Source organism: Bradyrhizobium sp. AZCC 1678, assembly GCF_036924765.1.
In the GTDB taxonomy this organism is placed as follows: domain Bacteria; phylum Pseudomonadota; class Alphaproteobacteria; order Rhizobiales; family Xanthobacteraceae; genus Bradyrhizobium; species Bradyrhizobium algeriense.
Map to the genome: position 1 here is coordinate 7,410,688 of NZ_JAZHSE010000001.1, position 26,475 is coordinate 7,437,162.

The following is a 26,475-nucleotide window of genomic DNA, read 5'->3' on the forward strand; positions in this document are numbered from 1 at the left end:
GGCCGGAGTTCTGTTTGGAGAGCAACCCGGCGGAGGAGACGGGTGTTCTCCTGGCACTTATCGGCTGCTCGCTGGCGGGGTAGCCGCTCCGCCCGTGGCCTTGGGCGCTGCATGCGGCGCGCCGCTACCGGCTCCGACGGTCCCCTTCGAGCCGGGCTTCGCGCCGGCCTTCTGGCCGGCTGCCGGCGCATCAGCGTCCTCGTCCATGCTGCCCGACGGGCCGCCCTGCATCTGGGTCGTGCCCTTTGCACCGCCGCGGATCTGGGTGTCGGATGAGGCGCCTTGCGCCAGTACCGGACCGGCAAGCAGAGCCGAGATTGCAACCGCGATAGCCGAGGTTTTCACTAGCTTCATCCATTTCTCCAAGGTTTGGTTGACGATGAACAGTTCGGCTTTTTCAGGCGCCGTTCACAACCCGAACATGCTCATCGCCGGATCAGTCGTTATCCACGAACGGCGCACCCGCCATGCAAGCCGCGCGATGTGGTGATCGTGCAGGGATTTCGGGGTCATTTTGCGAATCTTTGGCCACATGCAGACCGCATATTCGGCGCCTCCGCAGCGTCCGGAAAGTTCCGTAAAAATATTTTGAACACATGCATTTGACTCGGTAGCCGCGTAAAATCGTCATCCAGACTCGAATCGATCCGAGAACGCATGCCCGTCCGCCAACTCCCCGAACAGGTCGTCAACCGCATCGCCGCCGGCGAGGTGGTCGAACGTCCTGCGAGCGTGGTGAAGGAACTGGTCGAAAACGCCATCGATGCCGGCGCCAGCCGCGTCGACATTTTCACCGATGGCGGCGGCCGGCGGCGGATCGGCATCACCGATGACGGCAGCGGCATGACCCATGGCGACCTTGCGCTCGCCGTCGACCGCCACGCCACCTCCAAGCTGGACGACGAGGATCTCTTACGCATTCGCACACTGGGGTTTCGCGGCGAGGCGCTGCCCTCGATCGGCGCGGTCGCGAAGCTCGGCATCACGACGCGCCATGCCAGCGAGCCGCACGCCTGGTCGCTGTCGGTCGAAGGCGGCGTGAAATCTGCGATCATGCCGGCCGCGCTGTCGCAAGGCACCCGCGTCGAGGTCAGCGATCTCTTTTACGCGACGCCGGCGCGGCTGAAATTCCTCAAAACCGATCGCACCGAGGCCGAAGCGATCCGCGAAGTGGTGCGGCGGCTGGCGATGGCGCGGCCCGACATCGCCTTCACATTGGCCGGCGAGGAACGCGCGCCGGTGACCTGGGCCGCAGCGCTGCCCGGCGCGGCGGGCCGGCTGACCCGGCTCGGCGATATCCTGGGAAGCGAATTCCGTTCGAGCGCCATCGAAGTGCGCGCCGAGCGTGAAGGCGTCGTGGTCGAGGGCTTTGCCGCAGCCCCCTCGCTGACCCGCGCCAACGCGCTCGGACAATATCTGTTCGTCAACGGCCGCCCGGTCCGCGACAAGCTCATTCTCGGCGCCGTGCGCGCGGCCTATTCGGATTACCTGCCGCGCGACCGTCATCCCGTGGTCGCGCTGTTCGTGACGCTGGCGCCGCAGGAGGTCGACGCCAATGTGCATCCGGCCAAGACCGAGGTGCGGTTTCGCAACGCCGGCCTCGTCCGCGCGCTGATCGTGCACGCACTGAAAGACGGCCTCGCCCGCGAGGGCCGGCGCACCGCTGCCAATACTGACGGCGCGGCGCTGTCGGCGTTCCGGCCGTCGTTTGCGCCGCGCCCGAGCAATTGGGACTGGCGCAGTTCGCCGGCGTATCCGGTGAACCCCGCGCCTTCATTCGGAGGCTCGGTCGCATCTGCGCTCGCCGAAGCGGGCCAGGCCGCCTTCGATGTCGGCGCGCCGACCGCCGACGTGCGCTTCGAGGCGCAGCCCTCTGCCGACCTGCTCGACCGCCCGCTGGGCGCGGCGCGGACGCAGATCCACGAGACCTATATCGTGTCGCAGACCCGCGACGGCCTGGTCGTGGTGGACCAGCACGCCGCGCATGAGCGCATCGTCTATGAGAAGCTGAAGGCGTCGCTGGCGAGGAATGGCGTGCAGCGGCAGATACTGCTGATCCCCGAAATCGTCGAGCTGGACGAGGCCACGGTCGAGAAATTACTCGATCGCGCCGTGGAGCTGGCGACGTTTGGATTGGCGATCGATTCCTTCGGCCCCGGCGCGGTGGCGGTGCGCGAAACGCCGTCATTGCTCGGCAAGGCCAATGCCGCCGGATTGCTGCGCGATCTCGCCGAGCACATGGCCGAATGGGACGAGGCGCTGCCGCTGGAGCGGCGTTTGATGCATGTCGCCGCCACCATGGCCTGCCACAGCTCGGTCCGCGCCGGGAGACGCCTCAAGCCGGAAGAGATGAACGCGCTGCTGCGCGAGATGGAAGACACGCCGAATTCCGGCCAGTGCAACCACGGCCGGCCGACCTATGTGGAATTGAAGTTGAGCGATATCGAGAAGCTGTTCGGGCGAAGGTGAATTCGTAGGGTGGGCAAAGGAGCGAAGCGACGTGCCCACCATCTATCGCCGACCGCGCCACGAGATGGTGGGCACGCTTCGCTTTGCCCACCCTCATATGAGGCCTTTTGAGTCAAGCATCCCAACCGGGGCTTGGATGTGATTTTTTGCATTCGGCGGAGCGGCGGCGCGCGGAGCCATGCGTAGCGCAGCGTGCCGCCGCGGTCGGTGCGCTCAGGAACTGGCTTCCGGCGATTTATGCAGCAGCTCACTGCATCACCTCATATCCGGTCGGGCGGTTACAGCCCGGTACCCACATTCCGCATGCTTGCGGCGAGGAAGCCACCAGGATGAGACCCATCTACGAAGCGGCCTGTTGATTTGGCCCAAGGGTGGCACGGTCATCATCCATTCCGCGCTGACCGCGGCTGGTGCCGCGACGCTGACGCGTTGCTTGAAACGGTTACGGCTTTGTGGCCTTGAGCAGGGCTCCTTCGGGGACCAGGCCGGTTGTGAGATAGCGCCAGAGCGCCACCATCAGCTTGCGCGCCAAGGCCACGATGGCGATGCGCTTGTTGCGCTTGCTGGCGTTGTTGTGGGTGCGGCTGCGGAACCATCGGGTGAGCGCACTCTCCGGCTGATGCCGCAGCCACAGCCAGGAAAGTTCGATCGCGGCGCAGCGGGCGCGCGGGTTGCCCGCCTTGCTGATGCCCTGGTCGCGGTCGATCCCGCCGCTCTGCCACGGACTGGGCGTCAGCCCGAAATAGCTCGCGACCTCACGCCGGTTGCGGAAGTCCTTGTAGAACACCTCGCTGGCCAGCGTCGTCGCGAACGCCGGGCCGAGGCATTTGAGCCGGAGCAACAGTTCGCTGCGCTCCGCCATCTGCGCCGCCGCAGGTGCCGGATCCGCTTGAGCCTGTGCCTGTGCGAGCCGCTCGAGCTGTTCGCGTACCAGCATCAGCCGCGCGTGCTCGTACTTGATCTCCGCCAGCATCCGTGGCGGCACCGCCTGGCCCTGCCAATCCCGCTGCGTCGCCAGCCAGTTCAGCCAGTCGCGCCGGCGCGGGTTCCCGACCGCCATGCCCAACAGCCGCAGCAGCGCCTTGATCCGGCTGGTGTGCGCGGTCTGTTCCTTGATCAGCCGGCCGCGTTCGCGGCTGGCGCGGCGGGCGTCCTCTTGCTCCGGCGCAGGTACCCGCACGATCCGTACCACCTGCGGCTCACCGCGCAGATACGCCATCAGCGTCCGCAGCATCTTCTCGCCGTCGATCCGGTCGGTCTTCACCCGACGCGCCCGCTGATCCACCGCAATGCTCGCAGGGTCAAACACGTAGTTCGTGATCCCGGCCGCCATCAGAAGCCGGTGCAGCCAGAACCCGTCGTAGCCGGCCTCGTAGCAGCTCACCACCGCCGGAATGGCTCCCAGCGCCCGAGCCGCCCGGTCGCGCTCCCGACCGATCAGTGCCAGCAACTCGGCATGATCTCCTCCCTCCAACTTATGGCGGGACATCTTGCCTTTGTCCGGGCTGTGCAGCGTCACCAGCCAGCTCTTCTGACTCAGTTCGATTGCAACGAAAATTGTGCCACAATGGTCGACGGTGGGCGTGTCTACGGTCGATGCTTGCATCTGACTCTCCGATGGTTCGAGTGTGGAAACCCAAACCTACCGGAAAGGCCACGCTCACCGCCCCATGGAATCTACAGACTTCGCAAAAACACGAACTCCGTATCGTCGTACGCGCGCCGCTCCAGTTCCTCGAAACCATCGGGCGCGGCGAACGCCGCGGCCTTCGCCTCCTCCACCACCAGCAGCGCACTCCGAGCGAGCCAGCCGCCATCGCGCAGCGAGACGAGTGCCTTGTCCGCGAGTCCCTTGCCGTAGGGCGGATCGAGAAAGGCCAGCGAGAACGGCTCCATCGGATGCGCCGGACCGAGATTGGTGGCATCGCGGCGATAGACTTTTGTCACGCCGCCCAAACCCAGCGCCTCGACATTGTTGCGCAACAGCGCACGCGCTTCGGCGCCGTTGTCGACGAACAGCGTGAACGCCGCGCCACGCGACACCGCCTCGATGCCGAGCGCGCCGGTGCCGGCAAACAGGTCGAGCACGCGCGCGCCTTCGATCGGATCATCGTAGGCGTGGATCAGGATGTTGAACACGGACTCGCGTAAACGATCCGCCGTCGGGCGGATCGCCTGCGAGGATGGCGAGGCCAGATTACGGCCCTTCAATCGTCCGCCGACGACGCGCATCGTCCAGCTACTCGTCCCGCGGCGTCAAATCGCGCTTGCCGTGATAGCCGCGCTTGGGGCGGCGCGGCGGGCCGTAGCCGTTGGCCTCTTCCTCGTTGCGGGCACGGGCCTCCTCGCTGCCGGTGCGCTGCACCAGCACGCGGCGGCCCTTGCGGTCGGCGATCAGTGCGCTTTTCCCGGCCGGCTTGAACGGCTTCTTGCCGCGCGGCGCGGCGGCCTCTTCGTCGTCCGACTTTTCGTCAGATTTTTCGCCCGGCATCGGCCGGTTGAAATCGGCGCCGGCGAGCGTTGCGATCTTCTCACCGAGCTGCTCGCGCAGCACGCGCGTCTTGACCTCCTCGACCTGGCCCTCGGCGAGTTCGCCGAGCTGGAACGGCCCGTAGGAAACCCGGATCAGGCGGTTCACCTCGAGGCCGAGATGGGCCATGACGTTGCGGACCTCGCGGTTCTTGCCTTCGCGGATCGCAAACACCAGCCAGACATTGGCGCCCTGGTCGCGCTCCAGCGTCGCATCGATCGAACCGTATTTGACGCCGTCGACCTCGACGCCCTTCTTCAGTTCGTCGAGCTGCGCCTGCGTGACCTCGCCATGGGCGCGGACGCGATAGCGGCGCAGCCAGCCGGTGTCGGGCAGTTCGAGCGCGCGCGCCAGCCCGCCGTCATTGGTCAGCAGCAAGAGCCCCTCGGTGTTGAAGTCGAGCCGGCCGATCGAGATCAGCCGCGGCAATCCTTCCGGCAGATTGTCGAACACCGTCGGCCGTCCCTCGGGGTCGGCATGCGTGGTCATCAGACCGCGCGGCTTGTGATACATGAACAGCCGCGTGCGCTCGCGCGGCGGCAGCACCTTGCCGTCGACCGCGATGGTGTCGTTGGCGGTGACGTCGAGCGCCGGCGAATTGATGACGCGGCCGTTGACGGTGACGCGGCCCTGCGTGATCCATTCCTCGGCGTCGCGGCGCGAGGCGAGGCCAGCGCGGGAAACCACCTTGGCGATGCGTTCGCCGGATTTCTTGACGCGCGGCGGCTGCGGCGCGCGCTTGTCGAATTCAGGTTGGCGCTCGCGATAAGCACCGCGGCCGCCGAACGCCGGACGCTTTGCAAAAATCTTGCTGTCGTCCTCGTTCTCGCGACGCGGCCGATCGTCACCCGCTTCACTGCGCGGATGCTCCTGCCAGTCGGTGCGGCCGGCCGGCCTCCCAGGGTCGCCCTCGCGATCCCGGCGGGGACGGTCGAATTTCGGGCGATCCTCGCGCGCACGCGAAAACCGCGGACGCTCATCGCCGCCGCGGTCGTCGCGGGACCGGTCGAAGCGCGGCTTGTCAAAACTCCGCGCTCCTTCGCGCGACGGACGGGAGTCACGATCGCCGCGATCCTCACGCTTCTGCCACGGTTTTGCGTCGCCGCGGTCGGCGCCGAAATTCTTGCGCGGGCCGCGATCGGGCGCACCGCGCGAAAACTTCTTGTCGCCGCCAAATTTTCTCTCAGGCCGATCGCCACGGGGGCGATCGCCATCGCGCGACGGCCGGGCACTGAAGGGCCGATCGCCACGCGGACGGTCGCTGTCTTTACGAAAACCCTCGCCACGCGGCGTATAGGGCCGCTTCTCGCCGCCGCCTTCTCGCGGGGTATAGGGCTTCTTGTCGCCAAATTTCCGATCGGAGAAACGTCCAGCCGGACGCGCATCATCGCGATCCCTAGGGTCGCTCTTGCGATCCCAGCGCGGGGGGCGGTCGTCCCGATTAAAGTTCGGCCGGTCGCCGCGCGGCTTGAACGAACGCTTCTCGCCACCGCCACGATCTTCACGCGGCTTGAACGAGCGCTTTTCACCATCGTCACTGCGTGACGGACGGCCAGCAAATGGCCTGTCGCCGCGCGGACGCGGCGCGTCGCCAAAATCCCGGCGCGGCGGACGATCATCGCCGTCCCGCTTGCCGGCGTAAGGTTTTCCGCCGCCGGCATAAGGCTTCTTGCCAAACGACCTCGCACCGTCGGACTTTCCGGCGTAGGGACGCCGCTCGCCGTCGTCCTTCCCAGCAAACCCGCGCTTGGCGAACTTCTTTTCAGGCCCCCTCGCCGCCCCGGAGCGGCCTTTGCCGCCGGACGGCCGGTCACGCCGGCCGCGGGAATCGTTGTTTTTGTCGCTATCGCGGGGCATGAATGGTCTCTCGGTACAGGTAAAATGGCTATCAGGCGGATGCGGATGGGCTGTCAAAGCGGAAACGCGCGCGCGCTTCGCTCAAGGCGCATTCTCACGCAAAACCGGCATCCACGTTTGCTGAAGGCGCAGCTAGTAGCAGGTTTCTTCCGATGATACGAGGCATGACTGCCCCTTCTTTCATGGATTTGGCGCTGAAAACGGCTGAAAACGCCGGAAAAGCCGGCGAAGTTCCGATCGGATGCGTGATTGTCAGGGGTTACGAGGTCATCGCCACCGCCGGCAACCGGACGCTGACCGACCGCGACCCGACCGCGCATGCCGAAATTCTGGCGATCCGGCAGGCCGCCGAGGCCATCGGCACCGAGCGGCTGGTCGATTGCGACCTCTACGTTACCCTGGAGCCCTGCACCATGTGCGCGGGCGCGATCTCGTTTGCCCGGATCCGCCGGCTCTATTACGGCGCCGCCGACCCCAAGGGCGGCGCGGTGGATTCCGGGGTGCGGTTCTTTGCGCAACCGACTTGCCACCACGTGCCGGAGGTTTATTCGGCGGTAGGCGAGACCGAAGCGGCGACGCTGCTCAAGGAGTTCTTCAAGGTGAGGCGGTAGGCCACTCCGTCATTGCGAGCGCAGCGAAGCAATCCATGCCTCGACACGGGGAATAGATGGATTGCTTCGTCGCTCCGCTCCCTTGCGCAAACGCTTCGCGTTTGTCGCAGGCAATGACGTGGAGAGGTCCGTGTCAACTCACGCCGCCAGAAAGAACTCCCGCAACAACTTCGCCGTCACGTCCGGATTCTCCTCCGTCAGGAAGTGCCCGGAGTCCACTGGCGCGCCGCTCACATTGGTCGCCCATTTCTTCCACGTATCGAGCGGCGTCGTTGCGGCACTCGCAACCCCGGCATCGCCCCACAGCGCCAGCATCGGAACCATGATCTTCTTGCCGGCATCGAAATCGGCCTTGTCGATCTCGTAATCCGCATAGGCGCCCGCGCGGTAGTCTTCGCACATCGCGTGAATACGAGAGGGATCGCGGAACGGCGCGAGGTAATGCTCCAGCGCGCGCGGATCGATGGCGTCGAGCGTCTTCGATTTTGTCTGGCTCGCCATCTTCTCCTTGAGGAAAAACTCTCCATGACCCGAGATCAGCGTCTCCGGCAGCGGATAAGGCTGCGCCAGGAACGCCCAGTGGTAGATCTTCAGCGCGGAGAGCCGGTTCAATTTCTCCCAGTAATCATAGGTCGGCGCGATATCGAGCACGGCGAGCTTCGACAACCGGCCGGGATGATCGAGCGCCAACCGGTACGACACGCGCCCGCCGCGGTCGTGACCGGCAAGCGCGAAATGCACATGGCCGAGTTGCTCCATCGCCTCCACCATCGCTTTCGCCATCGCGCGCTTGGTGTAGGGCGTGTGGTACTCGTCGCTGCGCGGCATATCCGACCAGCCATAGCCCGGCAGGTCGGCGATGATCAGCGTGAACCGGTCTGCAAGCTGCGGCGCCACCGGATGCCACATCACATGCGTCGACGAAAACCCGTGCAGCAGCAACAGCGGCGGACCCTTGCCGCCGACGCGGGCAAAGATGCGGCCCGACGAGGTATTGATCCATTCGGAGGCGTATCCGGGAAACAGATCAGCAAGATCGGGCATGGGTGCGCTCCCTCGTGGGCTGCTTCTATTGCTTCAAACTTTGTTTGCCGTTGCCGCTGGCAGACCGCAGGTTTATGCCATCCTTCAAGTCCGACCAAGAGCAACAAGACGCGAGGAAACCGTTAGATGTCGATCGATTTCGAAATCCCGGCCGAAGCCAAGGCGATCCGCGAAAAAGTCCGCCAATGGGTACATGACGAGTGCATCCCCGCGGAGAAGGAACTCGACACCAAGCCGCTCGCCGAAGTGCTCGGCCCGCTCCGGGCCAAGGCTCGCGCGCGCGGCCTGTGGTGCCCGTGGGTGCCGAAGGAATATGGCGGCATGGGCCTCGGTCCGCTGGCGAATGCGCTGGTGCAGATGGAGCTCGGCGAGAGCATGCTCGGCGCGCTGTCGATGAACACGCAGGGGCCCGACGACGCCTCGATGATGACGATCCTTGCCCACGGCACGGAATATCAGAAGGAGAAGTTCCTCAAACCCCTGCTCAACGGCGACAAGCGCATCTGTTTCTCAATGACCGAAAAGGCCGCCGGCGCCGACGCCACTGGCATGCAGACCACCGCGGTGAAGGACGGCAACGAGAATTACGTCCTCAACGGCGAGAAGTGGTTTTCGTCCTCGGCCAGCGTCGCCGACATGGCGCTTGTCATGGCCATGACCGATCCGAACGCGCCACGGCACAAGCAGTATTCGACGTTCCTCGTCGAACTGCCGAACCCCGGCTACAAGATCAAGCGCAACGTCGCCAACATGGCGATCGAGGGACCGCATGACGATGTGATTCACGGCGGCCACTCCGAAATCGAGATCAGGGACCTGAAAGTGCCGGCCGACAATCTGGTTGGCGGCGAGGGCAACGGTTTTGCCATGGGCCAGCACCGCCTCGCCTATGGCCGCCTGCGGCATGGCATGCACAACGTCGCCAAGGCGCAGCGCGCGCTCGATATGGCGGTTGCCCACATCACCAAGCGCTCGACCTTCGGCCAGTTGCTTGCCGACCGGCAAGCCGTCCAGTTCATGCTCGCGGACTGCGCCGAGCAACTCTACATCGGCCGCCTGATGCTGCTGCACATCGCCTACAAGGCGGAAAAGGGCCTCGATATCAGGCAGGAAAACTCGATCGCAAAAATCTTCCATGCGCACATGGTGCACAAGGTGATCGACACCGCGATCCAGCTCCACGGCGCGCTCGGCTTCAGCCAGGATACACCGCTCGCCAAATGGTACACGCAGGTGCGCGCGCAGCGGCTGGTCGACGGTCCGGACGAAGTGCACAAGTGGAAGATCGGCAAGAACGTCATCAAGGCGTTCCGCGAGCACGGCACGACGGCGAGCGCCGTGGGCGGGGATTTGCTCTGACGACGGCGTAGGGTAGGCAAAGGCGCGAAGCGCCGTGCCCACCATTGCGGACTGAGATCGCTATGGTGGGCACGCTTCGCTTTGCCCACCCTACGCGACCGATCTAGCCCTTCGCCCTCTCCTGCTCTACAGCCTGCCAGGCGATATCGCGGCGGCAGAAGCCGTCGGGCCATTTGATGCGGTCGACCGCCTGATAGGCACGCTGTTGTGCCTCCAGCACCGTCTTTCCCATCGCACACACGTTCAGCACGCGCCCGCCATTGGCGAGAATGGCGCCATCCTTCACCACCGTGCCGGCATGGAAGATTTCGACGCCCTCGATTTCGGCGGCGTCATCGAGGCCCTCGATGCGCGTGCCCTTCCTGTAGTCGCCGGGATAGCCGTTCGCCGCCATGACCACCGTCAGCGCAGGCTCCGGATACCAGCGCAGGTCGAAATGCTTCAGTTCTCCGTCGCAGGAGGCGAGAAACGCCGGCACGATGTCGGACATCATCCGCAGCATCAGCACCTGGCATTCGGGATCGCCGAAGCGGACGTTGTATTCGAACAGTTTTGGCCCCTGATCCGTCAGCATTACGCCCGCATAAAGCACGCCGCGAAACGGCGTGCCGCGCTGCTTCATGCCGGCCACGGTCGGCAGGATGATCCGCGCCATGATCTGGTCGTGAATTTCCGGCGTCACGAACGGTGTCGGCGAATAGGCGCCCATGCCGCCGGTGTTCGGTCCCTCGTCGTGATCGAACACGCGCTTGTGGTCCTGGGCGGATGCCAGCGCAATCGCGGTCTCGCCGTCGCACAGCGCGAAGAAGCTGATCTCGCGGCCCGCGAGAAATTCCTCGATCACGACTTCGGTGCCGGCCGCGCCGAACACGCCGTCGAACATCATGGCGATGGCCGCCTCGGCTTCATCAAGCGTTTTGGCGACGACAACGCCCTTGCCGGCGGCCAGGCCATCCGCCTTGACCACGATCGGCGCGCCCTGCACGCGCACGTAAGCCAGCGCATCGCCAGCCGTTGTGAAGCGGCCGTAAGCGCCGGTCGGAATGTTGAATTCGGTGCAGAGCGCCTTGGTGAAGCCCTTGGATCCTTCGAGCTGCGCCGCGTGCTTGCCCGGTCCGAACGCCTTGATACCGGCTTGCCCGAGATCGTCGACGATGCCGGCCGCCAGTGGCGTCTCCGGGCCGACCACGACCAGATCGACCGCGTTTCGCTTGCAGAAATCGATCACCGCCGGATGGTCCGCGATATCCAGCGCCACGCACTCGGCTTCCCGCGCGATCCCGGCATTGCCCGGCGCGCACCACAGCTTGGTCAGCAGCGGGGAAGCGGCGATCTTCCATGCGAGAGCGTGTTCGCGGCCGCCGGAACCGAGCAGAAGGATGTTCATGACAAGAGCCAGATGCGGGGATGAGATGCGGCTTCGGTCGCACAAAACGCCCCCTCGCCGCAAGGGGACCGGACGGCAGAATAGCCGTTGTGCAGAGGTGTTTCGGCGCTATTTGCCTCCCGCGGCGGCGATGATCTCCTGCAGCGTCGCGACATGGCGGGCGAAGGCGGCGCGGCCGACGGCGGTCGCGGTCACCGTGGTCTGCGGCTTCTTGCCGACAAAGGCCTTTTCGACCGCGACATAGCCCGCCTTCGACAGCGTGTCGATATGGGCGCCGAGATTGCCGTCGGTCGCACCCGTCAGCTTTTTCAGCCTGGCGAATTCAAGCCCCACGCCGGATGGCAACGCATTCAGCGCCGCCATGATTCGCAACCGCAGCGGTTGATGAATGATGTCGTCGAGCCCGGCCATGTCAGCTCCGGCGCATCCACAGGCCGCCAAGCATCAGCCCGCCGCCGTTGACGACCGCCATCCACGGCTTGAACCAGTCGCCGATGAAGAAGTAACCGATCAGGGTGAGTGCGGTGATAGCGACGCCGACAACGACATAGGCACGGCCAAACCACAGTCCGACCATGGTGTAGAACAGCATGAAATAGATCGGCCAGAACGTCCCGATCTGGCGCGGGGTGAAACGGCCGAACCAGCAGCAGAATATGCCGAAGGCGAGGACCAGCAGATAGGCAGCGAACATCCGCATATCGAAGGCGCGGATTCGCGTATTCGGGTAGCTATAGGCGCTGAGTGCGAACGAACCGACGATGCCTACCGCCTCAACGGCGAGCCAGATATAGCCGCCCGTGCGCGGCCACAGGAACGATGCGATATTGCCGGCGAACACGAGCGCGCCCCACATAACCAGCATCTGACTGCTGAGGCTGTAGATCGTCGATTGGCGGACACGGCGCGCGATCTCATTGATATCGTCGAGCGCCTCGGAGGCTTGCTGGCTGTCGATCATGTTGCCCATCCGCGCTATGACCCTGCCATGGCGCGCGTGGCAACATCTTCGGCGACGATGGATACCGCCTTCGGCGCGGCGACGATACCCATGTGGTTGATGCCGTCGAGCACCCTGACGTCGACCGCGACCTTCGCGCCACGCACGGCCTCAGTATAATTTTCCGAAAACATCAATTCGTCGTCGGCGCCGGAGATGATCGTGAGCGGTTTTGTCGCGGCGGCGAGATCGCGGCGGAAATCGCCCCGCACCGCAAAGTTGCGCATCAACCGGTCGGTATAGGTCGACACCAGCGTCTTTTCGGAGTTCGGCGGCACCGCGAGCGCCAGCACCGGCAGCGCCTCACAGCAGTTGACGCCGATGGCGCGCAGCGCCGTCAGCCCGAGGATGCGCGGGATATCGGCGCGAGCCCAGCCGCCGGAACTCGGCCGGGTGGAGGGAGCATCGTAGCCGAGATAGGGCGCGAGCAGCACGAAGCGCTCGAACAGGTTCTGGATCGGCGAGCCGGCCACGCGCAGCGCAAAGCCGCCGCCGGACGAATGACCGACCAGGGTCAGCGGCGCTGACGGCACGGTGTTGCGCAACACCGCGACGAAATCGGCGAGATCGTCCTCAAGCTGGCCGACATAGCCGATATCGCCGCGTGTGCCTGACGTGCCGTGGCCGCGGATATCGACCGCAAAGGCTTCCACGCCGTGCGCAGCCAGCGCCTGCGACAGCGCGTGGATGGTGCTGCCGCTGGAGCCGGAGGATCCGTGGATCACGATCGCCACGCGCCCCGTCGCCGCGGCGCCCGCGCCATAATGGCGGAAGCCGAGCCATGTGCCGTCGCGGGCCTGGAACCGCTCAATCGCAGGCAGGCTGGAAAGATCGACGCTGGCTCGCGCCCGCGAGATCGCTTGCAGCTCCGGCAGCGGCTGCAGCGGGGTTGCCAGCAGGGCCAACACCACCAGCGCCAGCACGCCGACGCCGCACAGGACCCATTTCAGGAGGCTGACGGACCCGCGGGTCAGGAATTTGAACATCGTCTCGCCTCTCCAGAATGGAATACAGAGAACTCTGTATCACAGAGTATGTGAGTTCCACAAGAGCCGGATTGGCGGGGATGGTCAAAAATCCCTACGTTGCGGCAACACCTCCAACGCCCGAATCAGTTGCCGATGCCTGCTGCCGAAAACCTGATCAACGCGCCCGAATTTACCGTCTCCGAGCTGTCCTCCGCCCTGAAACGGACGGTGGAGGACGCCTACGGGCATGTCCGCGTCCGTGGCGAAATCTCCGGCTTCCGCGGGCCGCAACCCTCGGGCCACTGCTATTTCGCGCTGAAGGACGAGAAGGCCAAGATCGAGGCGGTGATCTGGAAGTTCGCCCACGCCCGGATGCGGTTCAAGCCGCAGGAGGGGCTCGAGGTCATCGCGACCGGCAAGCTCACGACCTATCCGGGCTCGTCGAAATACCAGATCGTCATCGAGGCGCTCGAGCCCGCCGGCATCGGCGCACTGATGGCGCTGATGGAGGAGCGCAAGCGGAAACTCGGCGCCGAGGGCCTGTTCGACGAGTCGCGAAAGCAATTGCTGCCGTGGCTGCCGGAGGTGATCGGCGTTGTCACCTCGCCGACGGGTGCGGTCATCAGAGACATCCTGCACCGGCTGCAGGACCGCTTTCCCCGCCGCGTGCTGGTGTGGCCGGTCAAGGTGCAGGGCGAAGGCTCGGCCGAGCAGGTGGCCGCCGCCATCCGCGGCTTCAATGCGCTGCCCGAGGCCGGAAAGATTCCGCGGCCGGATCTGTTGATCGTCGCGCGCGGCGGCGGCTCGCTGGAGGATCTGTGGTCGTTCAACGAGGAGATTGTGGTTCGCGCCGCCGCCGACAGCATGATCCCGCTGATCTCGGCCGTCGGCCACGAAACCGATATCACGCTGATCGATTTCGCCGCCGACAAGCGCGCGCCGACGCCGACGGCCGCCGCTGAAATGGCGGTTCCGGTGCGCAGCGAATTGTTCGTCGAGGTTGAGAGTCTGGCGCGGCGCACGATGGTGTGCTGGCAGCGCGGGCAGGAGAGCCGCCGCAACGAATTGCGCGCAGCGGCCCGCGCGCTGCCAAGTTTAAGCGAACTGCTCGCAATCCCCAGGCAGCGGCTGGATCATCTCGGCGCCGCCCTGCCCCGCGGCTTGAAGGCCAATACGCATGCCCATCACCGCCGCTTTTCGCATCTGAGCGCCGGCCTGACGCTGAAGGTTTTGCGCGGGCAGGTTGCCCAGGCCGATCATCGCCTCACGGTGTCGGGCGAACGCATCCGGCTGTCCGCCCGCGCGCTACTGCGCAACCGGCGCGAACGCTTTGCCGGGCTCGAGATTAGGCTGAAGGCCTCAAAACTCTCCAACGCCCAGGCGCAACGCAATGCGATCGCGCGCGACCGCGAACGTGCGCAACGGCTGGCCGAGCGCGCCCGCCGCGCGCTTCTGACCGCTCTGCAGCGCCTCGACGCGCGGGTCGCCCATAGCGGCCAATTGTTGGCGGCGCTGTCCTACCGCGGCGTGCTCGCGCGCGGCTTTGCCCTGGTGCGCGACGAACATGGCCACGCCGTGCATGCCGCCGCCGCGATCGGACCGAGCGCGCATCTGTCGATCGAATTCGCCGACGGCCGCGTCGGCGCCACCGCGGATGCCGATCGGCCGCAGGCCACGGCGCCCGCCGTGGGTACTCCGAAAGCGGCACCGCATGAGGCGAAGCCGGCGGCGCCGAAGCGCGTCATCAAGCCTGTTGATCAGGGCAGCCTGTTCTAACGCGCCAGCCACTCAGTGACGCGTCGCTGCGCGTCCTTGCGCGCGTCCGCATCCGTGCCGATATGACCGCGTTCGGGCAACGCGGCGTCGGAGCCTGCGATCGCACGTAGCGGAAGGTTGGCGCGGTCAAAATCGTGGGATGCGTCGGGATAGACCACGATCTGCGCCAGCGCGCTGCGGCCACGGGCCTCCTCCACCACCTGGCGGCAGGCCTGTGGCGAACTGACGTCGTCTTGCGCGCCGATCAGCAGCAGCGTCGGCACCCGCGTGCTCCAGCCGAGGCCGGAGGAGATGCGGCAGTCCGGATAGAATGCGATGGCCGAGCGGAAGTCCGGTTCGATACCGCGCGCCGACGATTGCGGACGCACCGTCCATAGAACCGCGCTGGCGCCGTTCGCCCATCCCATCAGGCTGATCCGGTCACGCGCGGCCCAGGGTTGCTGCGACAGCCATTGCCGCGACGCGTTGACGTCAGCCACCCGCTCGCGGCGGGCGAGCACGCGGCGCTCCTTGTCGCGGCATTGCGGGCCGAGCTCACGCGAGCCATAACTGTCCGGCAACAGCACCGCATGACCGTTCTTCAACAGCTGTTCCGCCCAGTCGCGGTAGCGCGGCTGCACCGGCTCGGACTGCCCGCCCAATCCGCCGCAGCCATGCAGCGCGATCACGGTGGGAAACGGGCCGTCACCATCAGGCTTGTAGAGCTGGGCATGCAGGGTCAGACCGGTCGCCGGGATATCGACCTGGCGCGGGGCCGGCAATTGCGCGGCACCGGCCGTGCAGGTCGGCGCAAGGAGCGTCAGGAATAGCGTTGCGGACAACAGGCGCATCGGTCTCTGTCGGATCGGTATGACGCTGCGGGCACGTTAAAATTCACGCTATCATGCACCTCGGCACAAAATCATCACAAGTAGGTCAGTTTCCGGGGCGGACAGTACGACCTATTTATGATAGATCGAATTTTGGAAAATATACTTAAGGCCAGCCCGTGCGCGGCCAATCGGAGAGTTTGACGGTGCTCAATAAATTCGGTCCCTCGGGCCATGGCGAAGCGCAGGTGCAATATCTGGACGGCGATTTCCGCGTGATCTCGCCAGGAACCTATGTGCGCTGCGCCATCACCGACGTGCGGATCCCGCTCGACGAATTGAAGTACTGGAGCGTCGACCTGCAGGAGGCCTATTCGGTCCCGACCGCCGTGCTGCAGCGACATTTTCCCGGCGCGCTGAAGGCTCAGGGCTGAGCCGTAGGGTGGGCAAAGGCGCATCGCGCCGTGCCAACCATCTATCGTCGAGCATTGTCTTGAAGGGTGGGCACGCTTCGCCTTGCCCACCCCTACGGTTTCTCCCGCGCCTTGAACAGCCGGTCAGCGACGAACTTCCGCAGCAGCGCCGCGTCGTCGAATTCGAGCGTTACGCCGAACGGCACGATCTGCTTTGCCCAATCCGGCAGGCTGCCGCCGTGCCGCAGCCGCGCCAGATCCTTTTCCGTCGTCACCAGCGTCAGCGCCTCGCCTCTCGCCTCGGCGATCAGGCTTTCGATCTCAGCTTGCGAATACGGGTGATGATCGGCGAAGGCGCGCTGCCCGACCACTTCGATGCCGCTGGCTCGCAGCGTGTTGAAGAATCGGGTGGGATCGCCGATGCCGGCAAACGCCAGCGCGCGCTTCCCCCGAAGCCGCGCGACCTGCGCCTCATCCGGCTTCAGATGCGCTGATAACACCGGCTTGCCTTGCGCCGCGATCTCGGCCGCAACCTGCTCTGCAGCACTGCCGTTGCCGACGATGATGAGCGCGTCGGTGCGCGCCAGTTGCGGCTGCAACGGCGCACGCAGGGGGCCCGCGGGAAATACCTGCCTGTTGCCTATTCCGCGCTCGCTGTCGATCACGATCAGGGACGCGTCCTTGACGATCGCGGGGCTCTGAAAGCCGTCGTCCATCAGGATCACGGTGGCGCCTCGCGACCGCGCCAGCGGCACGCCGTCCGCGCGCTTGCGCGACACCACGACCGGCAAATGGCCCGCCAGCATCAGCGGCTCGTCGCCGACATCGGAAGCCGCGTGCCTGACAGGGTCGACCCTGACCGGCCCAGCCAGCCTCCCGCCATAGCCACGGCTGAGCACGACCGGCGTCTCGCCGAGGTCGCGCAGCAGTTTCGAAAGCGCCAGCACGGTCGGCGTCTTGCCGGCGCCGCCGACGTGATAATTGCCGACACAGAGCACCGGAATGCCTGCATTCAATCCCTTGCGCCGCAGGCGCTGTGCGGCGATGGCGCCGTAGAGTGCGGCGAGCGGTTTCAGGAGATGCGAATTGAGCGAGGCCGGGCCGTGCCAGAAGCCAGGCTCACGCATTGGCGGCTCCCATCTCGATCCGCAACTGCAACAGATACGGCTCGAGCGCGGAGAGCGTCCGCTCCAGCGCGCCGCCGAGCTGCCCGACCACGCGCTCGGACGCAGTCAGCACGGCTTCGCGCGCCTTGGGATCGGCGAGCATCTGCCCGAACTGCTTGACCAGCATTTCCTGCGTATCGGCCAGCCGCGCACCGCCGGCGGCATCGAGGGCTTCATAGACGTCGGTGAAATTGAAGACGTGGGGGCCGTGGATAACCGACGCACCGAGCTTGATCGCCTCGATCGGATTCTGCCCGCCATGCTCGACCAGCGATCCGCCCATGAACACGATCGGCGCCAGCCGGTAGAACAAGCCCAGTTCGCCCATGGTGTCGGCGACATAGATGTCGGTCGTGGCGGTAGGCAAATCCTCGTGCGAGCGCAAGGTCGGATTGAGGCCGGAAGCTGAGATCATGCGCGCGATGGCCTCGCCGCGATCGGGATGCCGCGGCACGATCACGGTCAGCAGCTTTGGAAAATAGCCGGCGAGCGTGCGATGGGTTTCCGTCAGGATTTCCTCTTCGCCTGGATGCGTGGAGGCCGCGACCACCACCGGGCGGCCGCGCGTCATCGACATCAACATATCCAGTTTGTTACCGTCGGCCGGCGGCGCAGGAACGTCGAGCTTGAGATTTCCCGTGACGATGACATTGCGGCTGCCCAGCGTCGCAAAGCGATCCGCATCGGTCTGCGATTGCGCCAGGCAGACTTCGAACTTGCCAAGCAGTGCCGAGATGGTCCCCGCGACCCGGCGCCAGCGCGGAAACGAGCGCTGAGACATCCGTCCGTTGATCAGCACCATCGGCAGCCGCCGCGCGGCGCTCGACAGGATCAGGTTCGGCCACAGGTCCGATTCGATGAACAGCGCCAGCGAAGGCCGCCAGTGATCGAGAAAACGCGCGACGTAACGCGGCGAATCATAGGGCACATATTGATGGATGACGTCAGTGGGGAACCGCTTGGCGACGATCGCAGCCGAGGTCACCGTGCCAGACGTCACGAGAATGCGCAGGTTCAAGGCCCGCAGCCGCTCGATCAACGCCGCCGCCGCCAGCACCTCACCGACGCTGGCGCCATGAATCCACACCAGCGGCCCGGTGGGCCGGATATCGGCGCTCAGACCGCGGCGCTCGCCGACCCGCGCCGGATCTTCCTTGCCGAGCTTCAACCGCCGGCTGATCAACGCTGGTGACAGCGGTACCATCGCGGACGACAGTTTCCGGTAGACGCGCAACGTCATCGGCAGCGAATTAGCCAAGAGCGGCCTCCGGACGCCCGACGGCCTTATAGGCACGACGAGTCGCTTCGTTCAGATAAGATTCTACCTGAAGACGCAGCTTTTCCATAGTCTCGGCATCGGCATCCGGCGGCACGTATACATGTTCAATGCCTACCACCGCACCGCGCCCGAAGGGCAAATTGATGGTGGTAGAGTCCCAGTTCTTCAACCGGATGAACCTGGAGGTCACCATTGCAAACGGCATGATCGGCCGGCCGGACTCCCGCGCCAGCATGATGATGCCCAGCCCCACGACCCGCGCCCGTTTTGGCACGTCGGCGGTGGTTGCGACGTTCCACTTGTCCTCCAGAGCCTGCAGCATTTCCCTGAAGGCGCCGACGCCGCCCTTGCGGTGAAAGGCGCCGCCATGATCGCCGGAGCCTCGGATGGTTCCGATGCCGAGCCGCTCGGCAGCAATGGCGTTGAACTCGCCGTCGCGATGCCGCGAAATCAGGACCTTGGCGCGGTAGCTCTCCTTGGTCTTGATGAACGGCGTCATCAAATGCTGGCCGTGCCAGAACGCGAAGATGGCCGGCATCTCCGGCTCGACGATGTCATAGACGTCGGCAGGCTCATAGGTGAAGCGGTTGGTCAGCCAGACCAGCCGCAGATATTCGGCCGCGAGCACACCCAGCGCGCGCTGAACCCAGCTGCTGCGCAGCAAATCGCGAAGGAATCGTTTCAACTGCAGGACTTCTTAACTGGAGGACTTCGTGTCTTGACCTGGATCGAGCAGCCGGTGGAGGTGAACCACGAAGTAGCGCATGTGGGCGTTGTCCACGGTTTGCTGCGCCTTCGCCTTCCAGGCCGCGAGCGCGGATGCGTAGTTGGGATACACGCCGACGATATCGACCTGGTCGAGATCCTTGAACGTGACGTGTTCGAGATCGGTCAACTCGCCGCCGATGACGAGATGAAGCAATTGCTGCGGGGCACTATCTGGCATGATGGTCTTTCCTAACGAGGTGCCCGGCAGGCGAGAGCGGCAACGTATATCGCGGCGTGGACGGGATGATCTGTGGCACGGATTTCGACCGATTCAGGGCAGCGGACGATTTCGGAAATGCTCGACAATGCGCGCATGCCGATCGTATCCCGCCGCCACCAGCACCCCGTGCACCACTTCCCGGCGATTATACTCAATCGCATCCCCCGAGAGCGCGGTCATTCTACCATTCGCTTCCTGCACGATCAAATTCGCCGCGGCAAGATCCCAGTCGCGGCTCTGACCGCCTGCAAAAGCGGCATCGAGGCTGCCGTCGGCGACCCGGCACAGCCGAAGCGCCAGCGATCCGATCCGCGGATGCAGCGTAATCTCATCCGGTGACGAACTCAGCCGCTGCACCAGCGGCTTCGGGCCGGCCATGCGGGAAAAATCGAGCTCGTGGCCCGCGGCGGCACGCACAGGCCTTTCGTTGCGCGTGGTGCCCTGCCCGCGAACTGCGAAGAAGAATTCGTCGCTGGCGGGAGCGAACACCGCCCCCAGCACCGGTGCCGACCCCCCAACCAGCGCCACGCTCACGCACCAGTCCTCGCGGCCGGCAAGATAGGCGCGGGTGCCGTCGATCGGGTCGACGATCCAGACCAGTTCCTTGCCGAGACGGCTGTCATCATCGACGCTTTCTTCCGACAGCCAGCCATAATCCGGCGTCGCCGCGCGCAGCCGCCGCTCGACGAGGTCGTTGACGGCGATGTCGGCCTCGGAGACCGGCGATGAGGCGCCCTTGATCCAGTTCTTCAGTTCGGTGCGAAACAGCGACAAGGCCAGCGCGCCGGCCTCGCGCACGGTATCCCTCAGCAGCGCGGCATCGCGCGCCCAGATCGCGTCGGCGATATCAGCGTCCGCCAAGCGTCAGGCCCTCGATACGCAGCGTCGGCGCGTTGACGCCGTAGCGGAATTCCAGGTCGTTGGCCGCGACCAGCGATTTGAACATCGGCAGCAGATGGCCCGCGATCGTCACCTCGCTAACGGGGTAAGTGATCTCGCCGTTCTCGATCCAGAAGCCGGAAGCGCCGCGGCTGTAATCGCCGGTCACACCGTTGACGCCGGAGCCGATCAGGTCGGTGACGTAAAAGCCCTGCTTGATGTCAGAGATCAGTTGCTTCGGCGTCATCTCGCCGGGCTCGAGGTGCAGATTATACGATCCCGGCGACGGCGACGACGAGACGCCGCGATGGGCATGCCCCGTGGTGACCAGCCCGAGTTCGCGCGCGGTCGCGCAATCGAGCAGCCACGTGGTCAGCACCCCCTCGTCGATGAGCGCGATCTTCTTCACCCTTACGCCCTCGGCATCGAAGGTCTGCGACCGCAGGCCGCGCACCCGCAAGGGATCGTCGATGATGCGGATGTTCTTCGCGAACAGCTGCTCGCCCATCCGGTCTTTCAGAAAGCTGGTCTTGCGCGCGATCGAGGCGCCGTTGATGGCGCCGACGAGATGGCCGACCAGCGATCCCGACACCCGGGGATCGTACACCACCGGCACCTTGCAGGTTTCGACCTTGCGCGGATTGGCCCGCGCCACGGTGCGCTCTCCCGCGCTGCGGCCGACGCTTTCGGGCGAAGCGAGGTCGGACGCATGGGGTGCCGAGGTGAAATCGTAATCGCGCTCCATGCCGGTGCCTTCGCCCGATATCGCAGTCATCGAGATGCCGTGGCTGGAACGCAAATAGGAGCCGTGGAAGCCGGTCGAGGTCACCAGCACCATGCCGCCGATGCCGCTCGAGGCGGACGCGCCGCCTGATTTGGTAACGCCCTTGACCGCCATGCCTGCGGCTTCGGCCTCGCAGGCGCGGCGTTCCAGTTCGGACGTCGAGGGAACCTCGCGGTCGAGCAGATCGAGATCGGCGAACTCGCGCGCCAGCAGCGACGGATCGGCGAGACCGACATATTTGTCGTCAGGCGCAACGCGGGCCATCGCGACCGCCCGCTCGGCGAGTTTTGCGACGCCATCGCCGGAAATATCGTTGGTGGAGACCACGGCCTGGCGTTGCCCGACCAATACGCGCAATCCGACATCGTCGCCTTCGGAGCGCTCGGATTCCTCGACCCGGCCCTCACGCACTTCGACACCCTGCGAGACGCCGCGGACCGCAACCGCATCCGCGGCGTCCGCGCCCGCGCGCTTGGCGGCCTCGACCAGCCGCTGCGCCAGCGTCGAGAGTGCCGATTGGTCGAACAGACCGGAGGTCATGTCGGAAGTCTTCGAAAGCGGCGAAGCGGTGGATGGTGAAGAGTTCACAAACAAAATCCCTGACATTGAAGAGGGCGGGAACGCAAATCGACAAGGCCCTCAGATGTGCCTGATTCACGGGGATTTCAAGCATTTTGCGCTGCCAAATGCCAAACAATTTCGGCATTTGGGCAAGGTCTCGTCAATCATGCGTGCCAAGGTCTTGTCAATCATGCGGGAAGATCCAGGGCGGGTGACGTCTCCTTAACCAGGCTTTTTAAGGCGAAACGGAAACGCTTCCGCTAAGGTCTCGCGTATCGACCGGGAACATAATCCCGGCGGGGAGATGAGAGCCGTGAGGCGTCAAACAGCAATAAGCGGGATCAATCCCGCCGGGTCGAGCCGTGTCATGCGGCTCGACCCTCTTTCTCTGCCGCTTAGCTTCCATGCGCACGATACCCGCGCAGACGGCGGCGTGCGGAGGGTAGAACTTCATCGCGAGCGTGTCGTGCTGCACCGTGCCGTCAAGGGCATGCGGATGGCGATCAACGTCCGCGTCAGCGACTTTCTCGGCGTCGCGCTGCGTGGTCTCGACGACGCGCAGATGCTCGTGCTGGCGCATCGCGATCCCTCGCTGAACATTCCCTTGTGCGTGAGCTCCGACCACGACGAGATCGCCACCGCCTGGCAAATGTGGAGCGACATCCTCGCGCTGCCGCTGTTGGCGGAAGAAGATGACAACAGCGAACCGGCCGCCCGCCGCCGCCGCCACAACGCGATCCGCGCCCGCCGCCCGAAATTTCTGGTGCGCCGCCGGGGCGGCAACCTGCTCAACACCGATACCGTTCATCGGGACGAGCGCGAGATCATCGCACGGGATTAGATTTTTCTTTAGGCGAGTTCGCACCGCGCAAGGGCTGCCGAACCCGCGCATGCAGGCTTGACTGCAGAATAGCCCGATTGAGCGTTCAGGCCCTGCACAGGTAAAGGGTAGGTATTCGGCAGATACTTGACCCATCTCCGCGCTGGAGCTGTTGGTATTTCTTTCCGAAACAATACTAACGTGTTACTTACCATCAGGACATCCATGGATAGAAGGCACTGCCGTGCAGATCAGACGGCGCTTCCGCCGATTAAAGTTTTCAGCCTCCTTCGTCACAGCAGTTGTCATACCTTTTGCCAACTTCCTTATTTTTCCGGCATCGGCAGCCGATACGGCAAATGAAACGCGCGCACTGAACGAGCAGGTTCTCTCCCTTTTCAGAGCTTCCAATCTGAGCGATGCGGAAATAGTAGCGAAGAAAGCACTTCTGCTCTGCGACGATGCTGGCGACGTCAAGGTCTTTTGTGCAAGCCATTTCAATGAAGTGCTGGCCGACATTGCATATGCGCAGAAACGATACGACTCGGCGCTCGCATTTCAGGAACAAGCCCTGCGGCTGCGCGAAACGGCGTTGCCCAGCGGGCACCCCCTGATCAACCGCTCATTGCAGCGCGCAGGATCAGCATACCTTGCCCTTAATCGGATAGCAGAGGCCGAGGTCTTTTTTGAACGTGCGGTGGCGGGTCCTGAAAAGTTGGTGCCGGTCACGCCTGAACTCAGCATATCCCTCGGTCACCTTCGAAATATCTATCTCAACACCAATCGCATCGACAAGGCGGCTGCGGTCGCGCGTCGGGAACTGGCCGTCCTGCCAGCGGTCAGCGACACTGATAAACAGGCAGTTCTTAATGCGAAGCTCACCTTGGGCATCATCCTGTCGCGGCAAGCGCAAAGCCTTATCGACAAGGGCAGTTATCCTGAAGCCGCCTCAATACTCGCCGAAGCCACCCGACTATTCGACCCGGCCCTGCCGGGCGGAGAGAAAGCATTTAGTGTGCTTCAGGCTCAGCTCGGTCTCGTCCATGAGCGACAAGGCCGCTATGCGGAAGCGGAGCCGTTTATGCTTCGCGCCCTTGAATATCATTCGAGACTCGCCGAACCAGCCGACTCTGCGATTCCGACTATACTTGGCAACCTTTCGGCGCTTTATGCAAATTTGCAAAAGCCGACGGAAACGATTGCTTTTGGCAGTCGAGCCATTTCGTGGTTTGACGAGAACAAGCAGGAGGGGGTGGCTCTCGGTCATGTCCTGGTGCACGTCGGCCGCGCGCAGCGCCAACTCGGCCGCTTGATGGACGCCGAGATCGCCCTTTTGCGGGCGCTTGACCTGCTCGATCGCGCTCTAGCTAAGAGCGACCCGCAACTCGTAAGTGTTCGAACGGAAATTGGAGCACTGTGGCTCGAGCAGGAACGATTTCGGGAAGCCGAGCAGATATTCCGATCGGCGATCGAAATTGAACCGAAATTGGCTAGACCGGCCACGGGCTGGCGATCCTCGTTATTGGCTTACCTGGGAATCGTGCACCGCGAACAAGCACGGTATGCGGATGCGGAGCGATTGTTGCGCGAAGCCGTCGAGCTAGAAGAAGCTTCTGGCAACGAACGAACGCAGTTCGTTGGACAGCGATTGACCCTACTCGCCTCGATCTTTGGAAAGGAGAACCGCCATGCCGAAGCAGAAACCACCCTTCTGCGAGCGCTTGCACTGGAACAGCCAGAACTCGACCGGGCGATTGCACTGAATTTGCTTGGCGTGGTTTACACGTCGACCAGCCAACTGGAGAAGGCTGACGTAGTGCTGAAAGAGGCACTTGCGATACGAACCAAAGCACTATCAGCAACCAGTCCTCTTTTGGCCGAAACCATTGGCAACATCGCAACGGTCGATGGCTCAAAGGGTCGATACGCGGACGCGGAGGTCAAGCTTCGACGCGCCTTAGAGATTGTCGATCCTGCGGGCGAATCATGTTCATTGAAGGTTGCGCCTTATTCCGCCCTGCTCTCTCAAAATCTAGTCTCGCAAGGCAAGCTCGACGAAGCCGACGTCCTGATCCGGCGGTGCCTCGATCTATATCGGCACCGGCCGGGAACCGCCCATCCAGTTTTTGGGGGTGCGCTCAAAACACTCGCTGCGATCGAGGCGCTGCGCGAACAAGACAGTGACGCCGTCAATCATTACCAGCAAGCGCTGACCATCGATGAGCAGGCCATCGGCCCCCGAAGTCCAGCCGTGGCCGCTGACCTGATGAATTTGGTCCCGCTATTGAAGCGCTCGGGAAAGCGGCTCGCAGCAAAAGCCCATATCGAACGTGCGCTCGCCATCACAATCGCCGTTTCCGGCGCGAACAGTCCCGAGACAGCGGGATCGATCCTGGCTTCGGCTGAGATGGCCTACGAGGCTGGAAGATACGAAGATGCGCGCCAGTTGGCGGATCGCGCCCGCCAAATTCAAGAACGCACGTCCGGGCCAGAACACCATTTGGTAGCCAGAAACTGGATCTTCACGGGACGGTTGGACGCTGTTCAAGGCAAGCTCGACGACGCCGAAGCCAGTATGGAGCGTGCCGCCAAAATCATCGCAGCAACGCTTCCTCCCGATCACGCCTTAACTATTGATGTTCTTCAGGGTAAAGTGGAGGTTGCCCGGGCACGAGGCAAGCTCGCCGATACCGAGCAATTTGTTCGCGCAGCCTTCAATCTTTCCGAAAAGCTGTTCGAGCCGGATCACTCCGCTCGACGAAACGCTATTGATTGGCTGGTCAGCGCACTTTGGGCGCAAGGCAAATTCGCCGATGCAGAGCGCTTGCAACGCGACGAGCTTGCGAACACCGAACTGAAGCGAGGCCCCAACCACGCAAGCACCGGGGTCGCGATGCTTCGCGTTGCTGGCATCCTCGGCAGCTCGGGCCGTCAAGGAGAAGCAATTTCGCTGGTCCGTCGCGTGCTCACAATTGATGAGCAAGCGTTTGGCCCCGAGAGCGGCCAAGCAGCACGAGATCATCTTGCTCTCGGCTCGCTTCTTCGCAGGGTGGGGCAATTCGAGGATGCGCGAATCGAAATCAATCTCGCCCGAAATATGTGGGAGAGAAAGGATCACCTCCTCGCGGCAAATTCCTCCCTTCAAGAATTGGCTCTGCTCGCCCTCGATCAGGATTCTGCCGCAGAAGCGGTTGTATTCGGGGAACGAGTGTTGGGCGTTTTCGAACAGACGTTCGGACCTGACAGTCCCGCCCTCACTGCTGCGTTGGCACAGCTCGGACGCTTTTACATATTCGTTGGCCGAAATGCGGAGGCCGAACAAACCCTGGCGCGCATCAATAGCTTGATCGGGGACAATCCGGCAGAGCAAACACCGGGATATTTGGAGATCCTGCACCTGCGGGCCCTGATAGATGCCGGGCGGGGCAATTTCGGCAATGCTGAAACAGGCTTTGTCCGCGCTATCGCCGTGGCCACCAAGTACGGCAGCCTACGCGGCCATGCCGTCGGCCTTCACTCATTTAACCTGGCTAGCATCTATCTCAGGATGGGGCGCTCTAAGGAAGCCATCGACTACTTCTTGAAGGCCCTCGACATATTCAAACGCGAGAATGGCGATCGCACTCCCGTTGTTGGCTATGCGCTACTAGGTGCTGCACAAGCTTACGAAAAGATTGGCGATTCGGTATCGTCAAAGGCACTTCTTTCCGCCGCAATCGATATTCTCGGTCCGACTATTGCCGAACGGCCACTGCCCAACTGGCTATGACCGGGC

Annotated in this window: 24 protein-coding genes; 8 read left to right on the forward strand and 16 right to left on the reverse strand. The window is 64.0% G+C overall.

Features of this window, described 5'->3' with window-relative positions; all coding sequences use genetic code 11:
- Window positions 1–57: 57 nt before the first annotated feature.
- Window positions 58–354 carry a hypothetical protein gene (locus V1294_RS35345; protein WP_334503791.1) on the reverse strand — a complete coding sequence of 99 codons (297 nt, stop codon included), beginning with the start codon at window positions 352–354 and terminating at the stop codon, window positions 58–60.
- Between the two features lie 303 nt (window positions 355–657).
- Here V1294_RS35345 and mutL point away from each other — a divergent pair, with 303 nt between their 5' ends.
- On the forward strand, window positions 658–2,469 hold the full coding sequence (mutL, locus tag V1294_RS35350) for a DNA mismatch repair endonuclease MutL (protein ID WP_334503792.1): 1,812 nt from the start codon (window positions 658–660) through the stop codon (window positions 2,467–2,469).
- Between the two features lie 442 nt (window positions 2,470–2,911).
- Here the strand turns inward: mutL and V1294_RS35355 are convergent, their stop codons facing one another.
- From V1294_RS35355 to V1294_RS35365, 3 genes are all read right to left on the reverse strand, one after another.
- Window positions 2,912–4,075: an IS110 family transposase gene (locus tag V1294_RS35355; protein ID WP_334495839.1), complete on the reverse strand. Its 1,164-nt coding sequence runs from the start codon at window positions 4,073–4,075 to the stop codon at window positions 2,912–2,914.
- Window positions 4,076–4,146: 71 nt separating this feature from the next.
- Window positions 4,147–4,701: a 16S rRNA (guanine(966)-N(2))-methyltransferase RsmD gene (gene rsmD, locus V1294_RS35360; RefSeq protein ID WP_334503794.1), complete on the reverse strand. Its 555-nt coding sequence runs from the start codon at window positions 4,699–4,701 to the stop codon at window positions 4,147–4,149.
- Between the two features lie 7 nt (window positions 4,702–4,708).
- A complete protein-coding gene (locus tag V1294_RS35365) occupies window positions 4,709–6,856 on the reverse strand; it encodes a pseudouridine synthase (protein WP_334503796.1) in 2,148 nt (715 codons plus the stop codon).
- Between the two features lie 164 nt (window positions 6,857–7,020).
- On the opposite strand from V1294_RS35365, the gene V1294_RS35370 reads away from it, so the two are divergent.
- Window positions 7,021–7,467 (forward strand): nucleoside deaminase, encoded by a 447-nt coding sequence (locus V1294_RS35370; protein WP_244608499.1) that lies wholly within the window; start codon window positions 7,021–7,023, stop codon window positions 7,465–7,467.
- Between the two features lie 138 nt (window positions 7,468–7,605).
- On the opposite strand, the gene V1294_RS35375 is transcribed toward V1294_RS35370, so the two are convergent.
- Window positions 7,606–8,511 carry an alpha/beta fold hydrolase gene (locus V1294_RS35375; protein WP_334503797.1) on the reverse strand — a complete coding sequence of 302 codons (906 nt, stop codon included), beginning with the start codon at window positions 8,509–8,511 and terminating at the stop codon, window positions 7,606–7,608.
- Between the two features lie 126 nt (window positions 8,512–8,637).
- On the opposite strand from V1294_RS35375, the gene V1294_RS35380 reads away from it, so the two are divergent.
- A complete protein-coding gene (locus V1294_RS35380) occupies window positions 8,638–9,870 on the forward strand; it encodes an acyl-CoA dehydrogenase family protein (RefSeq protein ID WP_334503799.1) in 1,233 nt (410 codons plus the stop codon).
- A 103-nt stretch (window positions 9,871–9,973) separates the two neighbouring features.
- On the opposite strand, the gene purD is transcribed toward V1294_RS35380, so the two are convergent.
- The 4 genes from purD to V1294_RS35400 form a co-directional block, all read right to left on the reverse strand.
- Window positions 9,974–11,257 (reverse strand): phosphoribosylamine--glycine ligase, encoded by a 1,284-nt coding sequence (gene purD / locus V1294_RS35385; RefSeq protein WP_334503801.1) that lies wholly within the window; start codon window positions 11,255–11,257, stop codon window positions 9,974–9,976.
- Between the two features lie 108 nt (window positions 11,258–11,365).
- Window positions 11,366–11,668 (reverse strand): winged helix-turn-helix domain-containing protein, encoded by a 303-nt coding sequence (locus tag V1294_RS35390; RefSeq protein WP_334503804.1) that lies wholly within the window; start codon window positions 11,666–11,668, stop codon window positions 11,366–11,368.
- A 1-nt stretch (window position 11,669) separates the two neighbouring features.
- A complete protein-coding gene (locus V1294_RS35395; protein ID WP_334503806.1) occupies window positions 11,670–12,218 on the reverse strand; it encodes a hypothetical protein in 549 nt (182 codons plus the stop codon).
- Window positions 12,219–12,232: 14 nt separating this feature from the next.
- Entirely contained in the window at window positions 12,233–13,243 is a 1,011-nt protein-coding gene (locus tag V1294_RS35400; protein ID WP_334503807.1) for an alpha/beta hydrolase, read from the reverse strand.
- A 135-nt stretch (window positions 13,244–13,378) separates the two neighbouring features.
- Between V1294_RS35400 and xseA the strand changes: the two genes are divergently transcribed.
- On the forward strand, window positions 13,379–15,001 hold the full coding sequence (gene xseA, locus V1294_RS35405; protein ID WP_334503809.1) for an exodeoxyribonuclease VII large subunit: 1,623 nt from the start codon (window positions 13,379–13,381) through the stop codon (window positions 14,999–15,001).
- On the opposite strand, the gene V1294_RS35410 is transcribed toward xseA, so the two are convergent.
- The gene (locus V1294_RS35410; protein ID WP_334503811.1) at window positions 14,998–15,831 is read right to left on the reverse strand and encodes a dienelactone hydrolase family protein; all 834 of its coding nucleotides are present in this window, start codon (window positions 15,829–15,831) and stop codon (window positions 14,998–15,000) included. The genes xseA and V1294_RS35410 overlap by 4 nt on opposite strands.
- A gap of 185 nt (window positions 15,832–16,016) precedes the next feature.
- Between V1294_RS35410 and V1294_RS35415 the strand changes: the two genes are divergently transcribed.
- Window positions 16,017–16,244 carry a DUF2093 domain-containing protein gene (locus V1294_RS35415; protein WP_334503813.1) on the forward strand — a complete coding sequence of 76 codons (228 nt, stop codon included), beginning with the start codon at window positions 16,017–16,019 and terminating at the stop codon, window positions 16,242–16,244.
- A gap of 92 nt (window positions 16,245–16,336) precedes the next feature.
- Here V1294_RS35415 and lpxK read toward each other — a convergent pair whose 3' ends face one another.
- From lpxK to V1294_RS35445, 6 genes are all read right to left on the reverse strand, one after another.
- Window positions 16,337–17,350: a tetraacyldisaccharide 4'-kinase gene (gene lpxK / locus V1294_RS35420; protein WP_334503815.1), complete on the reverse strand. Its 1,014-nt coding sequence runs from the start codon at window positions 17,348–17,350 to the stop codon at window positions 16,337–16,339.
- Window positions 17,343–18,647 carry a 3-deoxy-D-manno-octulosonic acid transferase gene (locus tag V1294_RS35425; RefSeq protein ID WP_334503817.1) on the reverse strand — a complete coding sequence of 435 codons (1,305 nt, stop codon included), beginning with the start codon at window positions 18,645–18,647 and terminating at the stop codon, window positions 17,343–17,345. Before V1294_RS35425 ends, lpxK begins: the two co-directional genes overlap by 8 nt.
- Window positions 18,640–19,353, reverse strand: a complete 714-nt coding sequence (locus tag V1294_RS35430; RefSeq protein ID WP_334485272.1) for a lysophospholipid acyltransferase family protein — start codon at window positions 19,351–19,353, stop codon at window positions 18,640–18,642. The genes V1294_RS35425 and V1294_RS35430 overlap by 8 nt, the downstream gene beginning before the upstream one ends.
- A 12-nt stretch (window positions 19,354–19,365) precedes the next feature.
- Window positions 19,366–19,614 carry a DUF4170 domain-containing protein gene (locus tag V1294_RS35435; RefSeq protein WP_108519953.1) on the reverse strand — a complete coding sequence of 83 codons (249 nt, stop codon included), beginning with the start codon at window positions 19,612–19,614 and terminating at the stop codon, window positions 19,366–19,368.
- Window positions 19,615–19,707: 93 nt separating this feature from the next.
- Window positions 19,708–20,517 (reverse strand): 3'(2'),5'-bisphosphate nucleotidase CysQ, encoded by an 810-nt coding sequence (locus V1294_RS35440; RefSeq protein WP_334485274.1) that lies wholly within the window; start codon window positions 20,515–20,517, stop codon window positions 19,708–19,710.
- A complete protein-coding gene (locus V1294_RS35445; protein ID WP_244608497.1) occupies window positions 20,504–21,907 on the reverse strand; it encodes a TldD/PmbA family protein in 1,404 nt (467 codons plus the stop codon). The genes V1294_RS35440 and V1294_RS35445 overlap by 14 nt, the downstream gene beginning before the upstream one ends.
- Between V1294_RS35445 and V1294_RS35450 the strand changes: the two genes are divergently transcribed.
- From V1294_RS35450 to V1294_RS35460, 3 genes are all read left to right on the forward strand, one after another.
- Entirely contained in the window at window positions 21,858–22,106 is a 249-nt protein-coding gene (locus V1294_RS35450) for a hypothetical protein (RefSeq protein WP_334490282.1), read from the forward strand. The genes V1294_RS35445 and V1294_RS35450 overlap by 50 nt on opposite strands.
- Before the next feature lie 87 nt (window positions 22,107–22,193).
- Window positions 22,194–22,721 carry a DUF6101 family protein gene (locus V1294_RS35455; RefSeq protein WP_334485278.1) on the forward strand — a complete coding sequence of 176 codons (528 nt, stop codon included), beginning with the start codon at window positions 22,194–22,196 and terminating at the stop codon, window positions 22,719–22,721.
- Between the two features lie 223 nt (window positions 22,722–22,944).
- Window positions 22,945–26,469 carry a tetratricopeptide repeat protein gene (locus V1294_RS35460; RefSeq protein WP_334503819.1) on the forward strand — a complete coding sequence of 1,175 codons (3,525 nt, stop codon included), beginning with the start codon at window positions 22,945–22,947 and terminating at the stop codon, window positions 26,467–26,469.
- Window positions 26,470–26,475 lie beyond the last annotated feature (6 nt).

Bases quoted from the DNA above. Each gene is read 5' to 3' on its own strand.
- V1294_RS35345 (WP_334503791.1), bottom strand. From the start codon at position 354: ATGAAGCTAGTGAAAACCTCGGCTATCGCGGTTGCAATCTCGGCTCTG.
- mutL (WP_334503792.1), top strand. From the start codon at position 658: ATGCCCGTCCGCCAACTCCCCGAACAGGTCGTCAACCGCATCGCCGCC.
- V1294_RS35355 (WP_334495839.1), bottom strand. From the start codon at position 4,075: ATGCAAGCATCGACCGTAGACACGCCCACCGTCGACCATTGTGGCACA.
- rsmD (WP_334503794.1), bottom strand. From the start codon at position 4,701: ATGCGCGTCGTCGGCGGACGATTGAAGGGCCGTAATCTGGCCTCGCCA.
- V1294_RS35365 (WP_334503796.1), bottom strand. From the start codon at position 6,856: ATGCCCCGCGATAGCGACAAAAACAACGATTCCCGCGGCCGGCGTGAC.
- V1294_RS35370 (WP_244608499.1), top strand. From the start codon at position 7,021: ATGACTGCCCCTTCTTTCATGGATTTGGCGCTGAAAACGGCTGAAAAC.
- V1294_RS35375 (WP_334503797.1), bottom strand. From the start codon at position 8,511: ATGCCCGATCTTGCTGATCTGTTTCCCGGATACGCCTCCGAATGGATC.
- V1294_RS35380 (WP_334503799.1), top strand. From the start codon at position 8,638: ATGTCGATCGATTTCGAAATCCCGGCCGAAGCCAAGGCGATCCGCGAA.
- purD (WP_334503801.1), bottom strand. From the start codon at position 11,257: ATGAACATCCTTCTGCTCGGTTCCGGCGGCCGCGAACACGCTCTCGCA.
- V1294_RS35390 (WP_334503804.1), bottom strand. From the start codon at position 11,668: ATGGCCGGGCTCGACGACATCATTCATCAACCGCTGCGGTTGCGAATC.
- V1294_RS35395 (WP_334503806.1), bottom strand. From the start codon at position 12,218: ATGATCGACAGCCAGCAAGCCTCCGAGGCGCTCGACGATATCAATGAG.
- V1294_RS35400 (WP_334503807.1), bottom strand. From the start codon at position 13,243: ATGTTCAAATTCCTGACCCGCGGGTCCGTCAGCCTCCTGAAATGGGTC.
- xseA (WP_334503809.1), top strand. From the start codon at position 13,379: ATGCCTGCTGCCGAAAACCTGATCAACGCGCCCGAATTTACCGTCTCC.
- V1294_RS35410 (WP_334503811.1), bottom strand. From the start codon at position 15,831: ATGCGCCTGTTGTCCGCAACGCTATTCCTGACGCTCCTTGCGCCGACC.
- lpxK (WP_334503815.1), bottom strand. From the start codon at position 17,350: ATGCGTGAGCCTGGCTTCTGGCACGGCCCGGCCTCGCTCAATTCGCAT.
- V1294_RS35435 (WP_108519953.1), bottom strand. From the start codon at position 19,614: ATGCCAGATAGTGCCCCGCAGCAATTGCTTCATCTCGTCATCGGCGGC.
- V1294_RS35450 (WP_334490282.1), top strand. From the start codon at position 21,858: ATGTCGGAAGTCTTCGAAAGCGGCGAAGCGGTGGATGGTGAAGAGTTC.